At 42.6% G+C, this 23,318-nt stretch carries 23 protein-coding genes; 10 read left to right on the top strand and 13 right to left on the bottom strand.

Annotated elements, in window-relative coordinates; all coding sequences use genetic code 11:
* Positions 1-171 precede the first annotated feature (171 nt).
* The gene (locus tag J7384_RS18610) at positions 172-1,476 is read right to left on the bottom strand and encodes an inosine/guanosine kinase (protein WP_209116055.1); all 1,305 of its coding nucleotides are present in this window, start codon (positions 1,474-1,476) and stop codon (positions 172-174) included.
* Between the two features lie 191 nt (positions 1,477-1,667).
* On the opposite strand from J7384_RS18610, the gene J7384_RS18615 reads away from it, so the two are divergent.
* A complete protein-coding gene (locus tag J7384_RS18615) occupies positions 1,668-2,012 on the top strand; it encodes a HopJ type III effector protein (RefSeq protein ID WP_209116056.1) in 345 nt (114 codons plus the stop codon).
* Positions 2,013-2,101: 89 nt separating this feature from the next.
* A complete protein-coding gene (locus J7384_RS18620; protein ID WP_209116057.1) occupies positions 2,102-2,836 on the top strand; it encodes a hypothetical protein in 735 nt (244 codons plus the stop codon).
* A gap of 45 nt (positions 2,837-2,881) precedes the next feature.
* Here the strand turns inward: J7384_RS18620 and J7384_RS18625 are convergent, their stop codons facing one another.
* The 4 genes from J7384_RS18625 to J7384_RS18640 all read right to left on the bottom strand — a co-directional run bounded on the left by J7384_RS18625 (position 2,882) and on the right by J7384_RS18640 (position 5,689).
* Entirely contained in the window at positions 2,882-3,136 is a 255-nt protein-coding gene (locus J7384_RS18625; protein ID WP_209116058.1) for a DUF2999 family protein, read from the bottom strand.
* 78 nt (positions 3,137-3,214) lie between these two features.
* Positions 3,215-3,745: an acyl-CoA thioesterase gene (locus J7384_RS18630; protein WP_209116059.1), complete on the bottom strand. Its 531-nt coding sequence runs from the start codon at positions 3,743-3,745 to the stop codon at positions 3,215-3,217.
* 157 nt (positions 3,746-3,902) lie between these two features.
* On the bottom strand, positions 3,903-4,730 hold the full coding sequence (locus J7384_RS18635) for an SDR family oxidoreductase (protein ID WP_209116060.1): 828 nt from the start codon (positions 4,728-4,730) through the stop codon (positions 3,903-3,905).
* A gap of 107 nt (positions 4,731-4,837) precedes the next feature.
* Positions 4,838-5,689: a bile acid:sodium symporter gene (locus J7384_RS18640; protein ID WP_280636416.1), complete on the bottom strand. Its 852-nt coding sequence runs from the start codon at positions 5,687-5,689 to the stop codon at positions 4,838-4,840.
* Between the two features lie 101 nt (positions 5,690-5,790).
* On the opposite strand from J7384_RS18640, the gene menA reads away from it, so the two are divergent.
* The 4 genes from menA to J7384_RS18660 all read left to right on the top strand — a co-directional run bounded on the left by menA (position 5,791) and on the right by J7384_RS18660 (position 9,837).
* Positions 5,791-6,681 carry a 1,4-dihydroxy-2-naphthoate octaprenyltransferase gene (gene menA / locus J7384_RS18645; protein WP_209116062.1) on the top strand — a complete coding sequence of 297 codons (891 nt, stop codon included), beginning with the start codon at positions 5,791-5,793 and terminating at the stop codon, positions 6,679-6,681.
* Positions 6,682-6,918: 237 nt separating this feature from the next.
* Positions 6,919-7,575: a LiaF domain-containing protein gene (locus tag J7384_RS18650; RefSeq protein ID WP_209116063.1), complete on the top strand. Its 657-nt coding sequence runs from the start codon at positions 6,919-6,921 to the stop codon at positions 7,573-7,575.
* Between the two features lie 165 nt (positions 7,576-7,740).
* Positions 7,741-9,462, top strand: coding sequence for a CsiV family protein (locus tag J7384_RS18655; protein ID WP_209116064.1), 1,722 nt, complete (start codon positions 7,741-7,743; stop codon positions 9,460-9,462).
* Positions 9,463-9,540: 78 nt separating this feature from the next.
* Entirely contained in the window at positions 9,541-9,837 is a 297-nt protein-coding gene (locus J7384_RS18660) for a DUF1244 domain-containing protein (RefSeq protein ID WP_209116065.1), read from the top strand.
* Between the two features lie 60 nt (positions 9,838-9,897).
* Here the strand turns inward: J7384_RS18660 and rsuA are convergent, their stop codons facing one another.
* Positions 9,898-10,590, bottom strand: coding sequence for a 16S rRNA pseudouridine(516) synthase RsuA (gene rsuA, locus J7384_RS18665; protein ID WP_209116066.1), 693 nt, complete (start codon positions 10,588-10,590; stop codon positions 9,898-9,900).
* A 197-nt stretch (positions 10,591-10,787) separates the two neighbouring features.
* Between rsuA and J7384_RS18670 the strand changes: the two genes are divergently transcribed.
* Both J7384_RS18670 and J7384_RS18675 read left to right on the top strand, forming a co-directional pair.
* On the top strand, positions 10,788-11,393 hold the full coding sequence (locus J7384_RS18670; protein ID WP_209116067.1) for a uracil-DNA glycosylase family protein: 606 nt from the start codon (positions 10,788-10,790) through the stop codon (positions 11,391-11,393).
* An 81-nt stretch (positions 11,394-11,474) separates the two neighbouring features.
* Complete coding sequence (locus J7384_RS18675) at positions 11,475-13,670, top strand: fasciclin domain-containing protein (RefSeq protein ID WP_209116068.1); 2,196 nt, start codon at positions 11,475-11,477, stop codon at positions 13,668-13,670.
* A gap of 64 nt (positions 13,671-13,734) precedes the next feature.
* Here J7384_RS18675 and J7384_RS18680 read toward each other — a convergent pair whose 3' ends face one another.
* From J7384_RS18680 to J7384_RS18690, 3 genes are read right to left on the bottom strand one after another with little or no spacing between them, the layout of a single operon-like run.
* On the bottom strand, positions 13,735-14,232 hold the full coding sequence (locus J7384_RS18680) for a GNAT family protein (protein ID WP_209116069.1): 498 nt from the start codon (positions 14,230-14,232) through the stop codon (positions 13,735-13,737).
* A gap of 22 nt (positions 14,233-14,254) precedes the next feature.
* Positions 14,255-15,097, bottom strand: coding sequence for an ion transporter (locus J7384_RS18685; RefSeq protein ID WP_209116070.1), 843 nt, complete (start codon positions 15,095-15,097; stop codon positions 14,255-14,257).
* A 16-nt stretch (positions 15,098-15,113) separates the two neighbouring features.
* Positions 15,114-15,755, bottom strand: a complete 642-nt coding sequence (locus J7384_RS18690) for an MBL fold metallo-hydrolase (RefSeq protein ID WP_209116077.1) — start codon at positions 15,753-15,755, stop codon at positions 15,114-15,116.
* Between the two features lie 185 nt (positions 15,756-15,940).
* On the opposite strand from J7384_RS18690, the gene J7384_RS18695 reads away from it, so the two are divergent.
* Positions 15,941-17,272: a sodium-dependent transporter gene (locus J7384_RS18695; RefSeq protein WP_209116071.1), complete on the top strand. Its 1,332-nt coding sequence runs from the start codon at positions 15,941-15,943 to the stop codon at positions 17,270-17,272.
* 150 nt (positions 17,273-17,422) lie between these two features.
* Here J7384_RS18695 and J7384_RS18700 read toward each other — a convergent pair whose 3' ends face one another.
* The 4 genes from J7384_RS18700 to J7384_RS18715 form a co-directional block, all read right to left on the bottom strand.
* Positions 17,423-17,980 carry a PepSY domain-containing protein gene (locus J7384_RS18700; RefSeq protein ID WP_209116072.1) on the bottom strand — a complete coding sequence of 186 codons (558 nt, stop codon included), beginning with the start codon at positions 17,978-17,980 and terminating at the stop codon, positions 17,423-17,425.
* Positions 17,981-18,061: 81 nt separating this feature from the next.
* The gene (locus J7384_RS18705; RefSeq protein WP_209116073.1) at positions 18,062-19,408 is read right to left on the bottom strand and encodes a sensor histidine kinase; all 1,347 of its coding nucleotides are present in this window, start codon (positions 19,406-19,408) and stop codon (positions 18,062-18,064) included.
* A 35-nt stretch (positions 19,409-19,443) separates the two neighbouring features.
* Positions 19,444-20,139, bottom strand: coding sequence for a response regulator transcription factor (locus J7384_RS18710; protein ID WP_209116074.1), 696 nt, complete (start codon positions 20,137-20,139; stop codon positions 19,444-19,446).
* Between the two features lie 148 nt (positions 20,140-20,287).
* Positions 20,288-22,231 (bottom strand): TonB-dependent receptor, encoded by a 1,944-nt coding sequence (locus tag J7384_RS18715; protein WP_209116075.1) that lies wholly within the window; start codon positions 22,229-22,231, stop codon positions 20,288-20,290.
* A gap of 209 nt (positions 22,232-22,440) precedes the next feature.
* Here J7384_RS18715 and J7384_RS18720 point away from each other — a divergent pair, with 209 nt between their 5' ends.
* Positions 22,441-23,205: a siderophore-interacting protein gene (locus J7384_RS18720; RefSeq protein ID WP_209116076.1), complete on the top strand. Its 765-nt coding sequence runs from the start codon at positions 22,441-22,443 to the stop codon at positions 23,203-23,205.
* The last annotated feature ends 113 nt before the right edge of the window (positions 23,206-23,318 follow it).

Genomic DNA, 23,318 nt, shown 5'->3' on the forward strand with positions numbered 1-23,318 from the left:
CTCATGTTAGTCTCCTATTTGACTTCGCTAAAAATCAAACGGGGATGTAACATGAGTAGATATTTCAGGCATAGCCTTTTTAACAATGACCACCTACTAAAGTAGGTGGTTTAGCTGTCAAGAAAATGAAAAAGGCAGCTTGTGCTGCCTTTGTCTGTTCTTAATCAAGGCTTATTGCGCCCAATATGCTTGCTCAAGACTATCTTCTCGCTCTGGTAAGCCTCTCGATAATCTAGGTGAATGCTGGACCAATACTTCATAACTTACGCGATTGGCGTATTTGCCCATTTGTGACAGTGAAGAATATGTTAGCGCCTGCTGTTGATGCTTGCTAGAGTTTTCAACATTGCGCTTGTGATACACGTTAGCACTTAAGTCATGCAAAATCGCCGCTAACGCAGCATCGCCAGCACCATTGGTATTTTTTATGCTATCAGGACCACCCATATATGGCGCAACGTGAGTATAAATACGCTCCGGCTGACGACAGTCTTTTAACAACATTGGTCGCGAATATTCATAGCGATTAAAGTCACTGATCGACGCAGATAAAATCGGATACTCAGTTTCTCGGCGCAGCTCCTGTTCACAGTAGCCCGCCATATACAAACCTTCAGGCCCAGCGGTACAAACCACCATATCGACCCAATCTAAACAGGTATCAGCCGCTTTAAGTGGATCATCAATACCAGTAATCGCCAGCGCTTCTTCTTCATTCATGGTCAGAATGTTAACGTGTTTTTTGACAAACTGACGCCAAAACTCAGGCTCTTTCTCAATAAGGAATTTTGTTCCCAGTGTTAACACCACTGGCACACCAGCAGCATTGGCACACTCAACAGCCTTGATGGCCGCTTCCGTCATGGTATCACCAGCTTCTGTTCGCATTAAATAAGAGCTGATCACTAACGCTGATGATTCTTCAATCAAGGTTGGATCAATGGCATCGGGGTGCAATCGGTTGATTAAACCGGCGTTGATACCAAAGGTACGCTCCCCAGTATCGTCAATCAGTGTGAAACAACGCCCTATTGGGCCATCAACGGGTTGTAAGTAATTTAAATCAACACGAGAAGAGGTATTACTGATGAAGCGATAAGCGTAATCACCAACGTGAATGTTACGCGACATTACTCCCAGCAGCACTGAACGGTCGTCAGCAAGTACAGAGTAATTGTGAATAGTATTGCCAATGGTACCACCGGCGAATTCATAATTGACTAGCGATTCATCTTTCAAGCGTTTGTACAAGCGCTCGGTAACATCGTCTGTAATTACTTGTGACATGCCGCGTTGTAGACCAAATTCATCTAAAAATGCTTGATCTACCTTCGCTTCTATATCCACCAAAATTTGATCAATACCGACAATGTAGTTTCTTAAAAACTGATCGTTGTGGTTAACTTGATTAGTTAACGGATTTTTATTGTCGACTGGAAAGTAGTGCTTTTGTTGACGGCGGCCAGGAAACTTCATGCGGCAAATTGTTAAGTGGTCGTTGAGAAAGCGCGCATTATAACGCAATGACTTTTAATTTGACCATCTATTTATATTTTTCTGTCAGGCAATAGAACTAGACGTGACTAAGTCATAGCAAATCAAACTATCGAAGTGTCGTTGCAACCTTATAATCAATAAACACTTTTAATTAGAGTAAACAACTCACTATGTCAGTAAACGCATTAATCAATAAACTCACTAAAATCCCTGAAGCAGTTGAGTTCAGTGAAGTTATCGACGTTATTCAACGATACTACCATTACACAGCAACAAACTTCACCAACGGTGATGTCATTAATCAGGCGGGAACTAACGAAGGTTCATGTAAAATCTTTGCTTTTGCCAAGCTCAATCAGCTCGATGAACAGCAAACCCTTGCCTGCTTTGGTGACTACTACCGCAAAGACGTTCTGCAACATCCAAAAAACAGCGACCACGCTAATATTCGCAGCTTTATTCAATCGGGTTGGGCAGGCATAACATTCGATGGCGTAGCACTCGTCGAAAAATAAATTTACTTGTAGTAGTAAATTACAGATGTTCAGTCATGCTGATCGTGTTAAGTTAGTCAAAAAATAGTTAACCAAACAGGCAGCTGTTTATGAAAAAATATCATTGTCAAAATTTTTGGTGTTATTTTCTAGCAACAGTTGTGCTGTTATTGAGCTTTTCGCTTCACGCCCAAAAATTGACCTTGGCGACAACGGATTGGTGCCCTTACACTTGTCAAGAAATGACATCACAAGGTGATGTCACCACCTATATCAAATCGCTATTAGCCAAACATAATGTCGATCTAAAAGTGCTCTTTTTACCTTGGGCGAGAGCAATACAGGAAGCGAAAATTGGTAACGTTGACGGTGTATTAACTGGCGTTAAATCAGAAGCGCCTTTTTTGCACTTTACCTCAACAGCAACAAGCTATTACCAGTCGTGTTTTTTTGCCTTAACTAAAACTAAAGATAAGCTTCAATTCAATCATATCAACAAAGCGGTTATTGGTATTATTAGCGAACATTCATATGGCCAGCAAATAGATCGCTTTATCGCTAATGACACAGAGAATAGATACCTAGAAGTACATGGCAGCGAGCCACTAAAAAGACTCGGTCGATTACTAGAGCTAAAGCGGATTGATTATTTTATTGAAGAGATCAATGTTGCCCATTACACATTGAATGACAAATTTACCCCAGTAATTTGTGGCGAACAAAATCCATTTTACCTCGGCCTAACGATGAAAAAACCAGCGCACGCCAACATACTTAAATTGTTAAATGAAGAAATTCAACGTACGCCTATGACATTGAGAGCCAATGTAAAACCGTCACTTTAAGCCAATAATGAAGTAACGGCTTAACATCACACTGCTCTCACCACACTACTCTGGCTTTAACTGTGCCTTCGCTTTTTCTACTGCGCTAAAGTCTAAACCGAGCTCTTCAACAGCTTCTTTAATTAATGTTGGATTAGTCATTACTTGCATCATCACAGGTTGCAACTGCTCTTGTGGGATCCCCAAGCCGGCAATAGTGTTCATAGCCATTAGCGGGTTTTCAGTCAGCTCTTTAAAGATAGAAGCAATTTTTTCATCAGAAATATTTTGCGCTTTCAGTAATTGGATAATTGGATTCATTACTAACCTTTAATTTTCATTACAATAATTGCGCTAGTATAAAGCGCGCTACCTTTTGATAAAACACTTATACCGAGGTTATTTGTGCGGCGGCCATGGTCGGTGCTGTTCAGAATCAATCCACTCATTGACCCAATCAGGCATATCGCCGTCAAATGGTTGAGCCCCCATCGCTTCAATCATTTTATCTGGTGTTACCAAGCCTTGCTTTGAAGTAATACCGGCTCGAATAAGAACTGAAGAGCATGCTTCACCGCCGACCCACATCGACTGCACCAAGTAAATCCATTTATCGTCATAACCGACACATTGACTGTGCATGGTTATTTTATCAAACGCTTTAATGCGTTTGCGGTACCTCACTGAGCTACCCGCAACAACTAGTGCCCACTTGTGTTTTGCTAAAGCGCTCATTAAGCCACAGCGCAGGCCTAAATCCATCCGCCCTAAATCATACAAGGTTAGTACCCGACCATTGTTCATTTCATTGAACATATCGAGATCCCAAGGTCGGCATCTAAATGCGATTCTACCTGAGGCCAAGTAGTCGAGCTTTGATTTCTTTTTGGCGAGAAATGTCGTTTTAATCAGACGAATAATTGGATACATAAAATGCGGTGCACGATCTAAATATTAGATAGTGCCTTATAAATTAATCAAAAAGGGAGTAGATACTACTAAAAGCTGTACTTGAGATCAGCTTTCATATAAAAATAATTCAATTAATTTCATAAGGTTACTGGTTAACCACTGCTTGCTATATGAATTAACCTTTTACCAAAATACTATCGAGCCAAGACGTTGGCAGTATGCGTTTTAGCCAAACAAAGAGCTTGGTCGGAAAGGTTACGCTATAACGCGCTTTTGGATTTTTGCTCTCTAACGCGTCAATCAGTACTTGAGTAACAGCGTGAGCATGCAGGGTAAAACGGCTTGAAGGTTTGGGATCTCGAAGTCGTTCAAGTTGCTTTTGGTAGCGTGCTTTGTGCTCACTTTGTTGCCAATCAATATTGTTTTCAAAGGCCGTTAGCGCATTTTTCCTAAACGCGGTATCAATTGGCCCCGGCTCGATTAAGCAAACATCAATATTGCTGTCGCGAAGCTCTAAGCGCAAAGTATCGCTTAATCCTTCGAGGGCAAATTTAGAGGCGTTGTAAGCGCCGCGATATGGCATACAGACAAAACCTAACACAGAACTGTTTTGAATGATCCGGCCATGACCTTGCCGACGCATTATCGGCAGTACCTGCCTGGTCAATTCATGCCAACCAAAAACATTGACCTCAAATTGCTCTTTTAATACTGACGTTGGCAAATCTTCAATCGCGCCCGGTTGCCCATAGGCGCCGTTGTTAAATAGATAGTCTAAGCGACCATCAGTCGCCGCTAAAACAGTGTTAAGCGCTTGGCTGATTGAATCTGCATCTGCTAGATCAAGGTAAACCGCTTTTAGCCCCTTGTCGGTTAGCCTAGTTAAATCGCTGTCATTGCGCGCACTGGCAAACACGTGATAGCCGCGCGCAGATAACGTTAGTGCCGCATCAAGACCAATACCCGTTGAACAACCGGTAATAAGAATAGATTTTTTTGCCATAGAAGTTTACAAGCCTTACTGAGTAACCACGGTACAATAAAGACAGCATAACAAACTCAAAAACAGCGTAAAGTAATACACTAACATTCTGTAATTTTAGTATTGGCTTATCGCCTCGATTGGTACCAGCAACCCATAACAAAAATAAAGGCGGGAATATTCATCAATAAGCCATACATTAATGGTACGGTAGCCAGCTGCGCATTTCCGATAAGACTCAGTGCCACTAACATTGCCGTGCCGGCGTTTTGCACACCAACTTCAATGGTGACAGTGCGAATATCGGCTGTGGACTTCATAGTTTTAGTTGCAACGAAGTAGGCAATAAAAAACAATATAGTGCTAAAACTAATCACAGCTACACCGCTGCTTGAAAACATCCCAATCACCGTTTTCCAATGCTCCACCACCAGCATGGTAACAACAGCAAATAAAGCTAATGCGGCGGTCCATTTAACGATAACGAGCACACGGTCGATCTTGGTTAACAACAGCTGACGCAGCAACATGCCAACAACTACTGGCAAAAGTGTTACCACCACCAGCTGTTTAGTCATTAATAACAGCGGCAAGTCGAAACTCGATTGCGTCTGACCAATCACCGCCAAATACAGCGTAAAAAGCAAAGGTAATGAGAATGGCACAATCAAGCTAGTCAAAGCGGTTAATGAAATACTTAAGGCCAGATTTCCCTTAGCTAAAAAGCTCAGTAAATTAGAACTCGCGCCACCAGGACAAAGAGCAACTAGGAATAAACCTGCGCTGGCAATATCCGATAGCTGAAACAGCTCAGCAATAACCATGGCAACTGGCGGTAACAACAGCAGCTGGAGTGATAAGCCAATAGCAACAACCTTGGGCTGTTGCCATAGTCGTGTAAAATCAGACTTGCTCAAGCTTAGCCCCATGGCTAACATCATCAAGCCGAGTACAAATGGAAGTATTGATTGTGACGCCATAACAAAAATAAAAAGTGACTAATAAACAAACCGTGAATAACCAAAACTATAGTCAACTTGCTAAGCTAGGTTATTGATCTAAATATAAGAATGACAAATAAATGTTACAACTATACTGGCGTGCAATAAGACCCAAAACACTGGTTGCCGTTATTGGCCCTGTGCTACTGGCTAACGCCCTAGCCTATCAAAAACCAACATTTGACCTGATTATCTTCTTACTGACCTTAGCATGTGCTTTGTGTTTGCAAATAGCGGTTAACTTAGCCAATGACGTCTTTGATGCGGAAGCCGGAGTCGATAGCGCAAACCGGTTAGGCCCACAAAGAATGGTGCAATCTGGCTTACTGCCAGCAAGCAAAGTCAAAGGCTTAACTTATACCATGACAAGTTTTGCCATCATTTTCGGACTTATATTGGTTTATCACGGCGGTATTGTATTTTTAGTGCTTGGTGTATTGGCTATCGCTGGTGTTTATAGTTATAGCGCAGGCCCATATCCGCTGGCATCACACGGCCTTGGTGAACTCGCCGTGTTCATATTTTTTGGTTTAATTGCGGTAATTGGCAGCTACTACCTGCAAACATTTCAAGTCAACTCTAGCATCATTATTTATGCCTGCTCATGTGGTTTGTATAGCGCGGCGATCATGCTAGTAAACAATATTCGAGATATTGAGACCGATGCCTTGGCCAACAAAATGACCCTGGCAGTTAAACTCGGTACTCGCCTCAGTAAGAAGCTTTATCAAGGGCTACTTTGTTTGGCTTTGGTGCTTCACTTTATTGCCACAATGTTTTTGCCGCTCAACTCAATGACAAGTGAATTGCTGTTAGTCTTGCCCTTGTTAATCTGTATGCCGCTCACTTTAGTGTTAAGTCGTCAAATTAGCACAGTTCAGGGCAAAGCGTTAAATGCAACGCTAGAACGAACCGCCCAGCTTGGTTTTATCTATGCACTAACTAACGCAATATTGCTGTTCATTGGCTAATATAGTGACAACGATTGACAGATTACATTGGTTAAATAACACAATAGTTAGTATAAAAGGCTAATCTTTGTTTATAAATTTGTTCAATGCACACATAAAAACCTGTTAAGTGATTGATATTTAATAACTTTAAAATGTGGTTTAGTGTTTGCAGTTAAGCGAATAATATCATTAGTAGCTAACTAAAAAATTAGCAAAGCGGTCACGATAAACAACAACAAGCAAATGGGAAGGCAAATGAGCGTAATACTTGAAGATAGACCAATTGAACAGGTCAGAGAACAAACTATCGACCAACTCATCTATAACTACAGCCACGGCGTTATTTCAGCCGAAGCGTTTGAACGTCGCCTTGACCAAGCAATGGCAAGCCAATCCCATCAAGAAATCGTTGATTTAGTCAAAGACCTACCACTTGATACCGACAAACAATACCGCGCCGAAAAAGAGCAACTCAACACACCAAACTATGGCGCCTCTACCAATAGCGAGCCACTGAATATTATGGCGGTATTGGGCAGCGCAGATCGCAGTGGTCGTTGGCCAGTGCCGGCTAAAATTAATGTCTCCAACTTTTTGGGCGATGCAAAATTAGATTTAACCGATGCTGAATTTCAAAGCCAAACGGTTACCATCAATGTTTTAGACGTGCTTGGCAACACCAAAATTTATGTCCCTGAAGGCGTCAATGTCGTTTGTCAAAGCTACAATATTATTGGCAGCGTCGACAACAAAGCGCCATCAATTTCAAATAGACAAGCCCCCACTATCGTTATCACAGGTAAAGTTGTTTTGGGGTCACTGTCGATTAGCATTAAACGAACAATGAAAGAGAAGTTTGTTGAATTTGCCAATAGCCTGAAACAAGCCTTTGATACCAAACACTTAATGTAAGTTATACCCAAACTATCTCAAATTAAATTTACACGACCGCCAAAAACTCATGTTTTGCTGAATCAGACAAAACATGAGTTTTTTGTTACGGGTTCTTTTGTCCATAAAGTGGCGTAAGCGGGTAAACTTTTGCTATTATCAGCACGTGAATTTCCGTTGGATATAATGAAGTTGAAGTCTCAAAAATTATTGCTGTCAATTGGTGCCACTACTTTTGCTCTTAGCCTTGGTGCGTTTGGGTTTAGTCCAAACGCTAATGCCGCAGAGCCGAAAAAAGAGCGATGGTTTGAAATGGAAGTAATTCTTTTTAGTCAACTCAATGACAAAAGTACACTTAAGGAAAACTTTCCAAGCACCGAGCAGCTCAGCGACTTCAATAAAAAATATCGTAGAGTCAACGATCTCTTAACACCATTTTTATACCCGGAGCTAACATCATTAAAAGCACTACTGCCTGTTTGTGGACAAGCGGCGGAGCCTAGCTGGCAACAACAAATACAAAGTTATCAGTACGCGCCAATAAAATCACTTAGCGAAATTGAACAAACAACCTTACTCTCGGAGATAGATTACTTAGACCGAGAGCAATCAGCCCAACAATCATTGCTATTAGGTGATAATAGTCTTGACAGTAGTGATGTGCTGGCAAAAGCTGGTAATGAAACAAGCAGTGAAAATAATGCCAACCAGAATGCTCAAAGTGTTACTACTGGGAGTTTTGGTGAGAGTTTTGGCCAATTGGTTGGCGTACCGGGTAGCCAAATTAATCCGACAGATAACTCGTTCGCAGGCGACAATAGTGAATTAGCCGATATAACAACCTTGCCGTTTGCTGAGCAATACGGTTTCACCCAAGCAGAGGTATCTGCCTTAGTTGTTAAAGCAGAGCAATACATCGACAACTTAGCATTTAGTTATAATGGTGACCAAGGCCAAGTCAGTAAACAGTTTTGTGCTTTAGCACCGGAAACCATCGCCAAATTAAGCGCGCAAATTAGTGATTACGATCCCGATTTTTTCCCTATTGATAAAATGCCTAGACGCATAGATGCTACCGAAGATATCTACAGCGACCAACCGTATTTATTGTCATCAGAATCACTCGAGCTTACCGATATATACCAAGCTTTGCGACGCAGTAAAGAGTTTCGACCGCTATTACATATCGGCTGGCGTCAACCTGCCGTCGCCCAAAAGCAATCGATCCCCATGCGCTTATTTGCCGGTGATAATTTTCAGCAACACTACCGTGATCAGTTAAGTCAATATCGCGATACGCTTGCCAGTAATATCGAGCAAGAACAAAGCCTTCAAGCCTTATTTGACAATAACTTTAACCAAAATGGTGAAAGTCAAACTGAGAACGACACAACAACTCCAGAGCTAAGTGAGCAAGCACTCAAAGAGGAAAAAATTAAAGCAGCACTTGCCGATATCTATCAAAATATCGACAGCTTACCGCAAGATACCCAAACCTTGTTATCACAACTCGAAAGTGACGCAGACAACGCGCTGTCGGTTGACCAAGTATCAAACACGAAGCAAATTAATGAGCCAAAAGCACCACTACAACCTTGGTATATTGACGGCTTATTTAACGTACACCTGAACCACTATTTATACATTACCGCCGATTTCAATATCTATAATCAGCCGCTAGCACAACAGATTACCAAGGCACTTACTGCCAGTACCACGAATAATGGTCAAGCAATAGAGGCTGATAACTCAGTAGAGCTGGTGCGATTTGAGCAAAACCGACGTGTTATCAGTAAACAAATTCACTATTTTGACCACCCTTATATGGGCATGGTGGTTCAAATTCGCCGCTATCAACGACCTGAGCCCGAAACAGCTGAGCAACAATTATCTAGTGATCAGCAGTAATTAAATATTGGTGCCGCAAATCACTTTTGAATCTTATTAAACTACGTTACACAGATACCCAAAACAGAGATTTTAACCATGGAAAAGCAAACAGAGATTGAAGCAGCGGCCTTTCGCCGTTTATTGAGCCACTTGGACAGCCGCAAAGATGTACAAAATATCGAGCTAATGTTGTTAGCTGATTTTTGTCGCAACTGCTTGTCTAAATGGATGGTCAGTGAAGCGAAAGAGTTAGGGGTTGAATTGCCTATGGAACAAGCTCGTGAACACGTTTACGGTATGCCGTACAGCGAGTGGAAAGAAAAACATCAACTTCCAGCGACCGAAGAGCAAATGGCGCGTTTTAACGAACTACAAGCCGCCAAAAAAAAGTAATTGTTTTCGCTTAATCAATAATACTTTTCTTACATCAGTTGTTTGATGTAAACAGTGATATCAACTAACTGAAGCTATTTCAGCTTCAGTTAGATAACGCCACTGCCCTTCTAACAAGCTTTGATCAAGCGCAATATTCCCGATTTGCTCACGGTGCAAACCAACCACTTTATTACCCACGGCGGCAAACATGCGCTTAACTTGGTGGTACTTGCCTTCGGTAATAGTCAATAGCACTTCGCGGACATCGACAATGTCTAATCTTGCTGGTGCGGTAAGGTTTTTTTCACCCTGCAGCTGAACACCGGTTAAAAACTTATCTATCACAGCTTCGTCGATATCGTCTCTTAACCAAACGCGATAACGCTTCTGACACAATTTTTTCGGTGAAATAATATTGTGCGACCAGCGACCGTCATCAGTAATTAACACTAAGCCTGTGGTGTCGGCATCTAAGCGGCCAGCAATGTGTAAATCAAATGCTTTATCAACATCAATATAATGCAGAACGGATGGATAAACTTCGTCAACGTTAGAGCAAATAGTATCTTGCGGCTTGTTCAACATGATGTAGCGAGACTGACGCGCACTCAAGATTTGCTGCTCAATGGCTACTTCATTATTCTCGTGGACTTGCATCGCGGGATCTTTTGCAATTGCACCATTTACCGTCACAATGCCACTTTTTAGTAACTTTTTTGCTTCAGTTCTGGTGAGTTCGGTACTTTTACAAATAAATTTATCTAAACGCATTGCAACGAGACATCATACTATTAAAAATTGGCTGGCTATTATCGCCAAATTTGATTTTTTCGCCAGCTTTTTAAAAGATTGCAGCGACTTACGCGGTCAATATTTACTGAGGGCAATTCAAGGAAAACTTAAAACTCATTTAAGACTGGCTCAAGACTAATTCAAGAAAAAGCTTACTCACTGTTTAAATTATTAATATGCTCGACCATCTAATAGACCAAATTCGTCAATGCAATCATTGCCAAGCGCAACTACCCTTACCGGCGAAGCCGATATTGCAAGCGGCATCAGAGAGCAAAGTACTCATTGCCGGCCAAGCCCCCGGACGTGTCACCCATGACAAAGGTATCCCATTTGACGATGCCAGTGGTAATCGCTTACGCGATTGGCTTGGCGTTGACCGAGCACAGTTTTATGACCCAAAACTATTTGCCGTGGTGCCAATGGGCTTTTGCTTTCCCGGTACTGGTAAATCAGGTGACATCCCTCCACTACCTGCTTGTGCTCAAAAATGGCGACAACCTCTGTTAGCAAAGCTATCAAAAGTAAAATTGCACTGCGTCATTGGCAAATACGCCATCGATTGGCACCTCAATCAAGCCAGTGTCGATACTGGTAACCTCAAGGTTAAAACGGCATCAGTTACTGAACACGTCAAGCAGTGGCAACATTACTTAAAACAGGGCCTAATAGTCTTGCCGCATCCTAGCCCGAGAAACAATCGCTGGTTAAAACAAAACCCTTGGTTTGAAACTAAGGTGTTACCGGTACTCAAAACAAAAATCAAAGACATCATCGACTAAATAGCCGTCAAACTTTGATCTGTTTATTTTTTGTCCTCGTATTGCGCAGAGCAACTGCAACACAGATACGAGGATGTGACCTTGAAAAAACTAACAATAATATTAATTAGCATTGCAGTATTTATGCTACAAGCCTGCTCCGATAACGACAGGAACGACGAGAACAGAACACCGATTGTGACTCCGGAGCTGCGAAACTTAGTTGGTACGGCAACCGCACGGGGCAACTTTAGTACCTTACTCGCTGCTGTTGACGCCGCAGGCTTAACGGATACCCTGTCAGACTCAAGCCAAAACTTTACCTTATTCGCACCGACTGATGCCGCATTCGCAGCACTTGGCCAAGACACTATTGACGCTCTATTGGCGGACCCTGATACACTAGCCGACATACTGACGTATCACGTTATCGGCAGTCGTGTTGACGCTGCTGGGGCAATTGCTAGCGCTGGCATGACCATTGAAATGGTCAATGGTGATTTAGTCGGCTTATCCCTTGACGGCAACACGCTATTAGTTAATACAGCGACGGTTACCGGCACTGACATTGCCGCCAGTAACGGTGTTATTCACGTTATTGACGCTGTGCTAATGCCACCTGCAGAACCTGTCACTCCAACCATGAACATTGTTGAAACTGCCGTCGCCAACGGTAACTTCACGACACTAGTTGCCGCCCTGCAAGCAACGAATTTAGACGCAACGCTTGCCGATGCTAGCCAAAACTTTACCGTATTTGCGCCAACCGATAGCGCTTTTGACATGATTGGAACGCCGCTGCTCAACGCGCTGATAGATAACCCTGATATGTTAAGGCAAATCTTGCTGCAGCACGTGGTCCCGGGTGAAGTGAACGCCGTAACGGCATTTACGCTCAATGGCAATGATGCTGAGACTGCTAGCGGGGCAATGATTCCGATTGCGATTAACCAAGACACCGACCGCTTAACTTTTGGTGGTGCCAACGTCGTAATTACTGACATTCAAACCACCAATGGCATTATCCACGTCATCGACACCGTTGTGGTTGCTGAAGCGCCATTGCCAACGCCCCCCAATCACATTTTTAACGTTGCCTTCGACAATGGTAATTTCACTACCTTAATCGCGGCACTTGAAGCAACAGGACTAGATTCAGTGCTCGCCGACGAGAGTGCTCAGTTTACCGTATTTGCACCAACTGATGCAGCGTTTGCACTACTTGGTCAAAACGCGATAGACGCGCTATTGGCGGATACTGATGCGCTGAGAAATATTTTGCTTTATCACGTGATCAGCGGCAGTACTATTTTACAAGACGGTGCGGTCACTGCGGCACAATCGAATATGAATACCGTAACTATGGCTAACAATCAAATGGCGGCGCTGTCATTTGTCGATAGTAAGTTGTTTATCAATAGATCTAATGTCTCAGCCGCTGATGTCATGGCCAGTAATGGTGTTATTCACGTCGTTGACCAAGTGATTGTCCCCCCTGCGATTAAAGACAACCCAGCGAATAATATTGTTGAAACAGCCTTGGCAGACAGTCAGTTTTCAACCTTAGTCACTGCGTTGCAAACCGCCAACTTAGTTAACACACTGGCAGACGCCAACCAAACCTTTACCGTATTTGCCCCGACTAATGCCGCTTTTGATAAAATCCCTGATGACGCGCTTAGCGGACTACTGGCTGATAACGCTGCACTCACCCAAGTATTGTTACAGCACGTGATTATTGGCGCCGAAGTCAATTCCGTAACTGCATTTGCCGCCAATGGTACTAGTGTAAACACGGCAGCTAACGACGATGTTACCGTAAGGCTTGTCAACTTTAGTATGCAAGCGGCAACGGAAAACGATGAAGTAGGCTTTGATGCTACCAATCAACGCTTAGTTGGTGGGCAAAATAGCGCTAATCAAGGCTTTACACTCTACGTTTTTGATAATGACTTGGGTAGCGCCAGCAGCAACTGCAATGATGCTTGTGCAACAAACTGGCCGCCAGTCATCGTCACAGACGGTACTGTCTCTGGTCTACCAAACTTGGGAACAATCACTCGTGCCGATAATAGTATTCAAGCAACCTTTAAAGGTCGTCCACTGTACTTCTTTTCAGGCGATACCGCTGCCGGTGACAACAATGGCGATGGCGTCAACAACGTTTGGTTTCAGGTCAATCAAGCGCAAGTTGACTTGCAAATTCAAGGTGCTGGTGTGTCAACACCAGACGTCTTTACCAGCAACGGTGTGATTCACGTGATAGATACTGTTATCACTGAAACCCTGAATCCGTAGACAATTGCTTGTCAGAGCAAAGCCTCAGCGTCAAAAACACCACTGAGGCTTTTTTAATCGGCTGTTAAAGAAGTTTAGACAACGTCAAACAATCAATCGACTGACCGTTTAACTGAGTAAAATTAAGGTGAGAGCTTTCTAGCCTAAAGCCGGCTTTTTCTATGATATGCTTGGAAATTGGGTTGTTGACTAATACTTGAGCTTTTAGCGTTCTTAGGCCACGTTGCTTAGCGTGATTAATCAGGTGATTCAAACACCGTTGCGCAGTGCCTTGGCCAGTCGCTACCTTGGCAACGCGATAGCCAAGATAGGCACTAGTACCGTCAATATTTTTCAAGTTTGCGCGCGCGACAATTTGCTCACTCTTAGTCACTACGACTGAATAACCTTGGCCTTTATTCATTGCTGTTACAAGCTGCTCAATGTGTTGTTGCACACCTTTTAACGAATAAAAATCATCTTTGCGGGCAGCAATCAAGGATTCAAACCAAGACTTATTTTCTAGTTCAAAACCTAGTAATAACGGCGCGTGCTTAAGAGCAAGGGCCTCAAACTTTATCATCAAAACAAGTCCCTTTATGTTATCAAATCTTAGTTTTCTGTTCACCGTAGCTTTTAAGCAAGGTCTTTATTTCTGTCAGTTCAGCTTCGAGCTTTTCAATTTGGGCGCGGCTTGCTGGTTCACCGCCCTCTTTGCTCTCACCGTGATCTAACGCCCGCTGGTTGTTATGCTCTTCGGTCATAACATCTAAAATTGTACCGACCATCATGTTTAAAAAGATAAAGGCCGTGAGGAAAATAAAGGTTAAATAGTAAACCCAGCTAATTGGGTATACCGCCATGGTTTCGTACATAACATCAGTCCAGTCTTCAAATGTTGCTACTCTAAACAGAGTCAACATTGAGATCGACACATCGCCCCATAGCACTTCGTTAATTTCGTGGAAAACAATACTGCCAATTGCCGCATAAATGTAGAAAATGACAAACATCAACAAAGCAATGTAGCCCATGCGCGGAATTGCTGTAATCAAGGCGTTTATCAACAGCCTTAACTCCGGCACCATAGACACTAAACGCAAGACTCTAAACACCCTTAGCAGCCTTGCAATTAACACACCTGAGCCACCTGCAGGAATTAAACTGCCAATGACAATCAGGGTGTCAAAAATATTCCAACCACTTTTGAAAAACTTAGATTTTTCAGGATAAGCGAGAAAGCGAATGGTCAATTCGATAACGAAAAAGATGGTGACGGCAATATCCATAATGCCCAAGGCATAAATGGCCGACTCAGGCAAATTATGGGTTTTAGCACCAACTAACAGTGCCGACAAAATAATGACCGTGATCACTATCCCTTGGAAGATCTTACTCGAGTCAATTTTTTTTAGTGTTTGCTGAATGCTTAGTACTTGTGATGACATTGCTGCGTTTCCTCAACTATCCCGCTTGGCCGCTGACAAATGGATTGGTGCGGCGCTCATCACCAAAGGTGCTCATTGGCCCATGACCTGGTATAAAGCGAACATCATCCCCCAGCGGGAATAAGTTGTTTTTTATTGAGCTGATCAAGGTATCGTAATCACCGCGCGGAAAATCAGTGCGACCAATAGAGCCTTTAAACAGGACATCCCCCACTTGTGCAAGTTTAGTATCAGGATCAAAAAAGATAACGTGGCCCGGTGTATGGCCCGGGCAAAAGTACACTTCAAGTTCGACGTCGCCAACGGTGACTTTATCCCCTTGATTTAACCAACGGTCAGTTTTGAACGCCTCAGCATGGGCAAAACCAAAACGCTCTTTTTGCATAGGAATTAAGTCTATCCAAAACTGATCTTCTTTATGCGGACCTTCAATCGGCACAGAGTACTGCGTGGCTAAATCATGAGTAGCACCGGCGTGATCAATATGGGCATGAGTGATCAAGACCTTGGTTAAGGTGACACCTGTTTGCTCTATTGCTGCTTTGATTAAATCGATATCACCGCCGGGATCAACCACAGCCGCTTGCATGGTTTGGTCGCACCAAAACAAAGTACAATTTTGCTGAAATGGTGTAACGGGAATTATTTTAAACTGCAACATAGAGCCACCGATGATGTATAAATGAAAGTCTGTCGAAATTGACAAGGATATATGGGCGAAATGATAAAGACAAAGGGCAAATTGTTAACTATTGCCAAAAAGTGACAAAATTCTCTTTAGCTTTGCCGCTGAACTAGGTAAGCTCGCAAAAAATAGTAAAAAATGAAAATGTTGTAAACTTTATGTCAAATACTAGAGATGGCTTTCAATCTCGCCTTGGTTTTGTTCTCGCTTCAGCTGGTTCAGCAATTGGTCTTGGTAATATCTGGGGTTTCCCGACACAAGCAGCTAACAATGGTGGTGGTGCGTTTCTTTTTGTTTATTTAGTGGTGACTCTGCTATTGGCATTACCTGCTTTATATGCCGAAATATACTTGGGTAACCAAACCCAAAAAAATCCAGTTAGTGCTCTAACCTATGCCTGTCGCGACAAAATGCCGAAAGTTGGTCGATACGCCGGTATTATTGGCTTGTGTGGCGCGATTATGATGCTCAGTTTCTACACCATAGTCGCCGGTTGGATGCTGGCCCATACACTGTCGCCAATTTTTCAGTTCTTTGGTCAAACCGAAGCCGCTCAGTGGCTTGCCAGCTCTAGTACGTGGCGCAATATTATTTTTACACCAATATTTATCATTCTCGGCGCAGCCATTGTTCATCAAGGGGTTCACGGCGGTATTGAAAAATGGTCAAGCCGATTAATGCCAATATTGTTGCTCATGCTATTTGGCCTCATCGGCTATATTTTGCAACAGGACGGCGCCAGTGAAGGCTTAGCTCTGTACTTAATTCCTGACTTTTCGCAAATTACCGACCCTGAGTTAATTGTTTCGGCAATGGGACAAGCATTCTTTTCGCTCTCTATTGGTGTTGGCGGCATGATGGTATATGGCTCTTACATCGAAAAAGGTCGAGACTTAGGAAAGTTAGTAACATCGATTGCCGCGCTCGATACTTTTATCGCCTTTATTGCTGGCTTATTGATTATTCCAGCTCTGTTTGTTGCTCAGCACGCTGGCCAAGAGGTATTTGCCAACAATAAACTGATTGGTGAAGGCCAATTAATTTTTCAAATTCTGCCAACCCTATTTGATAGTATGGGTTCGATTGGCTTATTAATCGCCACGGCATTTTTTGCCCTGCTGTCAATTGCTGCACTTACCTCAACAATCTCATCAACCGAAGTCCCCGTCGCTTTCTTGATTGAAGAGAAAAAAATTAACCGTCAAAAAGCAACTCTCATGGTATCAGCCGTAGTATTGGTTGGCAGCATGACGATAGTGGCATTTTTTGATGTTTTATTTGGCGCAGTTATTCGCGTGCTAACGACTATAATGCAGCCACTTATGTGTTTGTTTTACTTTATTGTTGTCGGTTGGTTATGGCAAAGAGGTAACAAACTCACCGACAGCAGTGTATTGGCGCAAAACAAAGGCTTGGCATTATTGGGCAATTATCTGCGCTTTGTTTGCCCGGTATTGTTAACGATTGTTTTTATCAACGTCGCGTTTTAATAGCAAGATACGTAATGCTAAAACGTGCATATTAAGAATGAGCATTACCTATGGACTATTTCTTAGGTAAGAAACTTAGGTAAGACATTAAAAAGGCGTTATCAATTTGATAACGCCTTTTTCGTATTTACTGGTATCAGTGTTGATTAACTAGACACCAGTAATAAAAAACACGACAAAACTTGCTAAACCAGCACCAATCATGGCCAACGATGGCTTTTTTAACTGTGGTAACTGCAAGGTAATAATGACCCCACTTACCAAACTAAAAGTTAAACTCAAGCCTAAAAAGATCCCAAGTACCCAAAACCAAATGCCCGCATGGCCTTTGTGAATCATCAAAAACGAGCGAAAAACATCAAACTCTTTTACGATAACTTCGAAGCCTTCGCTATCCTTCGCTGCTTGCAGTGAGACTTGTTGCTTAAAGCCGTACCAATTATGAGCACCTCTGCGATCTGAATAATCACTTGGTAGCGACATGTGGTCGTTGTCAGCCAATATTTGGCTGACAATTTCTTGTGCAGCTGATTCACTCTCAGGCATTTTTTCAATACCTACAGGATAGGTATATTCCTGTCTGACATCGCCACGGATATCGAACATATAGAGTACGCCCGACAAAATATAGATGAGCGTCAACGGCAAGAAAAAACATGAGAAATAAGCGTGGAGTTTCATCCACAATAAACGAACTTTTGCTTTCATAATAATATGTCTATAAGTTTAAAATTACGACTAAACAGGCGTTAATCGTTTGATAGGGTAAATAAAATTTTTCTAAGGAAGTTAACCGTGTTCTACTGTGCTCGCTCGCGGTAACTTGATGGTCACTAGTAGCCCATGAGGTTGTCTGTTTTTAGCGGTTAAACTGCCGCCAATAGCAATCAAATGTCGTTTTGATAACGCCAAGCCCAAACCATATCCACCACTTTCTCGCCCGCGCGCTTTATCAATGCGAACAAAGGGTTGGAAAATATCGTTGAGTTTATCTGCTGGTACACCGGGTCCTTGATCCAAAACTTCGACAGTAACGATATCGCCATCAAGCCGACAACGAATCATCACTTCAGTACCAACTGGCGAGTATTTCATGGCGTTGCGAACAATGTTTTCAATACTTTGCCCGATTGCACGATGATGACTATCGACTAACCAGCACTGCTCAGGTAGTTCAGTGATTAACTGGTGGTTGGGAAACTCAAAGCGAGCGTCTTCAGCGATAATTTCAATTAACGCAACGAGATTAACCTCTTCACTGTTAAGTTCAGGTTTTTCGTTGTCGAGCCAAGCCAGTGTTAAGGTGTCCTCAACCAAGCCAGTCATGTAAACAACCTCTCGGTCGATTCGGTCCAGCGTATCCCGTTTATCTCGATGACTGTCCAACAATAATCTCAAGCGAGTCATCGGCGTTCTAAGTTCATGAGAAATATCGGCGATAAGCTGACGTTGGCTGTTGATTAAGGCTGAAATATTGTCAGCCATGTGATTAAAGCTTAGTGCTAATTGCCCTATCTCATCATCTCGACTAACCAAATCAGTAGAACTGCGACGGCAAAAATCACCACCACTAAAGCGCTGACTGTCTTCGTGCAACGAGGCCAATGGCTTGATTACGTGGCAGTAAATCAGATAGCTCAGAGCAGCGACAAGGAGTATCGGCAACATAAGTGTGATCAATAAGTGGATAAATTGCCACTGTTTACCCGGGCGCATATGCTGAGGTAACTGAATTAAAAAGTAGTGATTATTAACGCCAAGTGGTATCCCCATCATCGGATTCACGCGGTGATTCAAGTGAATTGGATGATAAATAGCACGGCCTAACTCCAAATGTCCTTGCAACTCAGTTGGCATATCACTGCCGTATAACCAGCTGTGATCTATTTTCATCACCGCTAGCCAAGTTTGCTCTTTGCGCTTTACCGACTCAGCCCACTCGTGTATTGCACTAGGATCATTGTCTACCAAAAAACGAGCTTGATCGGCGTAGGCTTGCAGCACCTGTTGATCGCCATCAGCCAAATAGCTCATTTTCCGTTCAACCCACTCGTCGAGAAATGACAAGCCCCATACTAAAGCGGCACTGCAAATGGCAATACTGAGGTAGATTTTCCAAAACAATCTAAGTTTCATCGTACTTTTTACCGAATAAACCACTAAACAACCAACTATTGTTGATGATTAAGTGATACCTGATTCAATGCCTTAGTTAACATGTAGCCTTTACCATGCACGGTTTTAATCAAATTGGGCTCAATTTCAACGCGACTCAGTTTTTTGCGAATATTGGAGATATGCATATCTAGTGTCCGGTCATAACGGCCAAACTCCTTGTTCAACGCACTCTGATACAACTCCAATTTACTCACCGGTTTGGCAACCCGTTGAGCCAACTGCTCGATAATATCAAGCTCTAATGAAGTCAACTCAGGAATTGCCTGAGCAAAACGAGTCAAACTCGTTGGCGAGCTTGGTAATTGCTGCTCTTGGACGTGAAAACGACGTAATATTGCTTCAATTCGCAAACGCAATTCTTCAATGTTAAATGGCTTACACAAGTAATCGTCGGCACCAGTTCGCAACCCAGCGATACGCTGCTCTTCATTGCCTAAGGCGGTCAGCATTAACACTGGGGTTGTTTTAATTTTTCTCAGCGCAGTCAGTACTTCTAGCCCATTGAGGCCAGGCAACATAACGTCGAGTAAAATCAAATCAAAGTCTTGTTCGGTCGCCTTTGTTAAACCACAGTTACCATCGTGACACGATACTAACTGATAATTGGCGCTCGACAAGCTCTCTGTCACCAGCTCGTTAACAACAAGGTCATCTTCGATAATTAAAATACGTGCTTTCATTTTGTTCATTGTATTGTTGTTGCTTACTAGCAATATAGTTTTACCAACAGTATTAGTTGACGCGATATCATCAGAAAAAACAAAGAGTACATGAGGTTTCACTCATGTACTCTGTGATCATTTATCGATGATAATAAGCGTTGGATACTTTCTATAACTAAAACTGATAGCTCACCGTTAATCGTACATCTCGGCCCGGTTCCGCAAGGCCAATGTAACGCTCAGACCCTGTGCTATAACCATAGGTACCATGGTCAAAATAGTGTTTATCGAAGGCATTATTCAAACTCAAATTGAACGATAAGTTTTGCTCAGCCATCGGCTGCCACTCGGCATAAAAGTCATGAACGCCGTAACCGGGCTTGTCTGGTCGGTCAGTTCTAACTTCATCAAGTGTTTTTACCAAGCGAGCATTCCAACCTAACTCTAAGTTAAGCTCAGGAAACAGATAGTTAGCGTTTATTGTCAACGTATCACCAAACGCCGTACCAACACCAAGATCACTATCGTTTAGCGGTTCGCCATCAAGCTCTGGCTCAGTGTTCGAGTAGTTTAAACGCAGCTCTGCGTTGTCCCATTTTTGCGATGCCGTTAAGGTATAACCACTGGTTTCCAATTCACCAATATTGGCAAACACGCGTGTTTCCCCGCGTCTTAAAGTACCAACGACACCGTCGATATCACTTTGATAAACTTGAGCGCTGAGCAATAGTCCATCGTTTTCGTAGGCTAACGTTAAATCTTTGTTTTTAGCTTCTTCTTCTGTTAAGTCAGCAGCGTTTGATCTAAAACCAATCAAGTAAGCTTCTTTAACTTTTTGTCCTCTTAATGCCTCTGAGTAACTCGCTCTCACAGACCAATGTTCAGTGAACTGATAAATAGCGCTGACATTTGGGCTTAAGCCTGACGCTTCAAAGTGCTGACCATCAGAGTCATCCAGTTGATAATCGTCATAACGCACGCCGGCACTTAAGGTCAGTTGCTGAGTAAGGTCGTAAGTGTCTTGCAAATATACCGCAACTACTTTGCCATCTTCTTGGCTGTCGGTACCATTAATGTAGTAACCAGTATCTTTGCGCTGCTCAATACCATAAGTTAACTCGTGGTCTACTAGCATGCTGGTATTGCGAATATCAAAACCTGTACTTTCTACACCTGCACCATCTTGACGCTCAGTACCCTCATTTTGCGTTAAGTAACTATCTGTTTTGTATGCCGTGACAGATAGTTCAACGAAATCGTTACCTGGGGTATAAAAATAGTTAGCCGTTGTCGTTTCTCGACGGCTTTTCTGCTGGTTAGCAGGGTTCCAACCCACACTGATAAAATGTGGACGAACGTTTCTGAAACCGTCGTCATTGCGAACTTCGTGGCTTAATTCAACCTCGTGGTTTTCTGCTAAGCGACCATTAATTTTGACCAAACCCAAATCTTGATTTGTTTTAGTGTTTTCGAGTTCGTCACTGTTACCGTCAGTAATATTGTCGGTATCGTTTTTACCAACAATTAATAGGCCACTCCAATTCTCATTAACACGACCGTAAAAGCTGCCACTTAGCTTGGTGCCGTCAGTATTACTAAAATATCCGGCTTTGATCAAAGCGCCGAAGTTCTCATCATCACTGAGCAAATCATCAGCATCTTTGGTTTCAAAACGAATCGCGCCGCCTAGTGCTCCTGGACCGTCTAACGCCGAGCCAGCACCCGCTTTAACTTCTACGTGCTTCAACATTTCTGGTTCAATTGACAATCTACCTTGATGGTGGAATAAATAGCCAGCTTGAGTTGCACCGTCAACACTAACATTTAGGTTAGTGTCTTCGACACCGCGCACGTAAATTTTTTGTGCAATACCAAACGAACCACCAACAGTAATTGCAGGCTCGCCACGGAAAATATCTTCTAAATCGTTTGCTTGTTTTTTGCGAATATCGCTGAGATCAACAACATCGACACCTAAGATACGGTGTCCTTTGACTTCAATTTTTTCCATTTCTGTATCAGTCGAAGTCGTGCTCTCATCTGCAACAGTGTAAAAGCTAGACATAGACAACGCGATGCCAAGTGATAAAGCAACTCGACTGACCTTAAACTTACTCATTATAATAACTCCCAAACAAAAATCTCGCAAATGGTAATTATTATCACTTAGATTTGTAAGCAGCTTTACATTTTTTACAAATGGTTATAATTCAAACAACTGGTTCGATGATTCGATAAAACCGAACATAACTGTTTAATATTTTCACTTTAGCTTAATTTTAATAATGATTATCATTTACAAAATCAACATGGTGAGAGGAAATTGGTATGGCCTATATGCCAACGAAGGTTTTAGCTTGTAAACAACTGTCAAAACACATGAAACGAATAACCTTGTTTAGTGATAGTTTTAGTGACTTCCCCGATGTCGGTCCAGGTGCTTATATCAAACTGCTGTTCAATCATGACGGAACTCCTTTGGAAATACAGCAAGTATCGTCAGACCGACCAATAATGCGTACTTACACGATTCAAGCACTTGACAAAAAGAATCTGGAGCTCACGCTCGATATAGCTTTACACCAAGACAACCACCAACAACTAGGCATTGCCTCTAGTCGGGCAAGCACTGTGACACCTGGCCAAGAGATCTGTTTAGCTGGCCCCGGCAGTGCTAAGGGCCTAGCAAACGAATTTGACTGGGTACTGTTTGCTGGTGATATGACAGCAATGCCAGCGATAGAGTCTCATTTGTCTGCCCTGCCAAGTCATACTATTGGTCACGCGGTATTATCGGTTACTGCTCAGGAAGATATTAGGGAAATTGCCAAACTCAAAGGTGTCGAATTACATTGGCTTGTCAACAACAATGAGAGCTTAGCTTGCGCATTAGCTAAGTTGCCTTGGCCACAAGGTACACCAGCAATTTGGGCTGCTAGTGAATTTTCTGAGATGCGGGCAATGCGTGTACTGTTCAACGATCATTGGCACATCCCGCGATCTCAATATTATCTAAGTAGCTATTGGAAAAAAGGTAGAACAGAAGATCAACACAAGGTTGATAAGCAAAAAGATCTCGCTGTAGTGGCATAGTGAATTTGGCCACCTAATTAGAGATGTTATTATTCATCTCAGAACTATTTAGGTGAGACAAATGGCAAAGAAGAAAAAACCGAATTACGCCCCTGAGTTTAAATTAGAAACTG

The sequence above is a fragment of the Endozoicomonas sp. G2_1 genome, assembly GCF_017744155.1.
Taxonomy (GTDB): Bacteria; Pseudomonadota; Gammaproteobacteria; order Enterobacterales; family Alteromonadaceae; genus JAGHQT01.

Excerpts from the sequence above, each read along its gene's own strand:
- J7384_RS18620 (WP_209116057.1), top strand. The coding sequence starts at position 2,102 with ATGAAAAAATATCATTGTCAAAATTTTTGGTGTTATTTTCTAGCAACA.
- J7384_RS18650 (WP_209116063.1), top strand. The coding sequence starts at position 6,919 with ATGAGCGTAATACTTGAAGATAGACCAATTGAACAGGTCAGAGAACAA.
- J7384_RS18680 (WP_209116069.1), bottom strand. The coding sequence starts at position 14,232 with ATGATAAAGTTTGAGGCCCTTGCTCTTAAGCACGCGCCGTTATTACTA.
- J7384_RS18640 (WP_280636416.1), bottom strand. The coding sequence starts at position 5,689 with ATGGCGTCACAATCAATACTTCCATTTGTACTCGGCTTGATGATGTTA.
- J7384_RS18610 (WP_209116055.1), bottom strand. The coding sequence starts at position 1,476 with ATGAAGTTTCCTGGCCGCCGTCAACAAAAGCACTACTTTCCAGTCGAC.
- J7384_RS18715 (WP_209116075.1), bottom strand. The coding sequence starts at position 22,231 with ATGAGTAAGTTTAAGGTCAGTCGAGTTGCTTTATCACTTGGCATCGCG.
- J7384_RS18655 (WP_209116064.1), top strand. The coding sequence starts at position 7,741 with ATGAAGTTGAAGTCTCAAAAATTATTGCTGTCAATTGGTGCCACTACT.
- J7384_RS18630 (WP_209116059.1), bottom strand. The coding sequence starts at position 3,745 with ATGTATCCAATTATTCGTCTGATTAAAACGACATTTCTCGCCAAAAAG.
- J7384_RS18700 (WP_209116072.1), bottom strand. The coding sequence starts at position 17,980 with ATGAAAGCAAAAGTTCGTTTATTGTGGATGAAACTCCACGCTTATTTC.
- J7384_RS18615 (WP_209116056.1), top strand. The coding sequence starts at position 1,668 with ATGTCAGTAAACGCATTAATCAATAAACTCACTAAAATCCCTGAAGCA.
- J7384_RS18710 (WP_209116074.1), bottom strand. The coding sequence starts at position 20,139 with ATGAACAAAATGAAAGCACGTATTTTAATTATCGAAGATGACCTTGTT.
- J7384_RS18670 (WP_209116067.1), top strand. The coding sequence starts at position 10,788 with ATGCTCGACCATCTAATAGACCAAATTCGTCAATGCAATCATTGCCAA.
- J7384_RS18705 (WP_209116073.1), bottom strand. The coding sequence starts at position 19,408 with ATGAAACTTAGATTGTTTTGGAAAATCTACCTCAGTATTGCCATTTGC.
- J7384_RS18660 (WP_209116065.1), top strand. The coding sequence starts at position 9,541 with ATGGAAAAGCAAACAGAGATTGAAGCAGCGGCCTTTCGCCGTTTATTG.
- rsuA (WP_209116066.1), bottom strand. The coding sequence starts at position 10,590 with ATGCGTTTAGATAAATTTATTTGTAAAAGTACCGAACTCACCAGAACT.
- J7384_RS18635 (WP_209116060.1), bottom strand. The coding sequence starts at position 4,730 with ATGGCAAAAAAATCTATTCTTATTACCGGTTGTTCAACGGGTATTGGT.
- J7384_RS18625 (WP_209116058.1), bottom strand. The coding sequence starts at position 3,136 with ATGAATCCAATTATCCAATTACTGAAAGCGCAAAATATTTCTGATGAA.
- menA (WP_209116062.1), top strand. The coding sequence starts at position 5,791 with ATGTTACAACTATACTGGCGTGCAATAAGACCCAAAACACTGGTTGCC.
- J7384_RS18695 (WP_209116071.1), top strand. The coding sequence starts at position 15,941 with ATGTCAAATACTAGAGATGGCTTTCAATCTCGCCTTGGTTTTGTTCTC.
- J7384_RS18685 (WP_209116070.1), bottom strand. The coding sequence starts at position 15,097 with ATGTCATCACAAGTACTAAGCATTCAGCAAACACTAAAAAAAATTGAC.
- J7384_RS18720 (WP_209116076.1), top strand. The coding sequence starts at position 22,441 with ATGGCCTATATGCCAACGAAGGTTTTAGCTTGTAAACAACTGTCAAAA.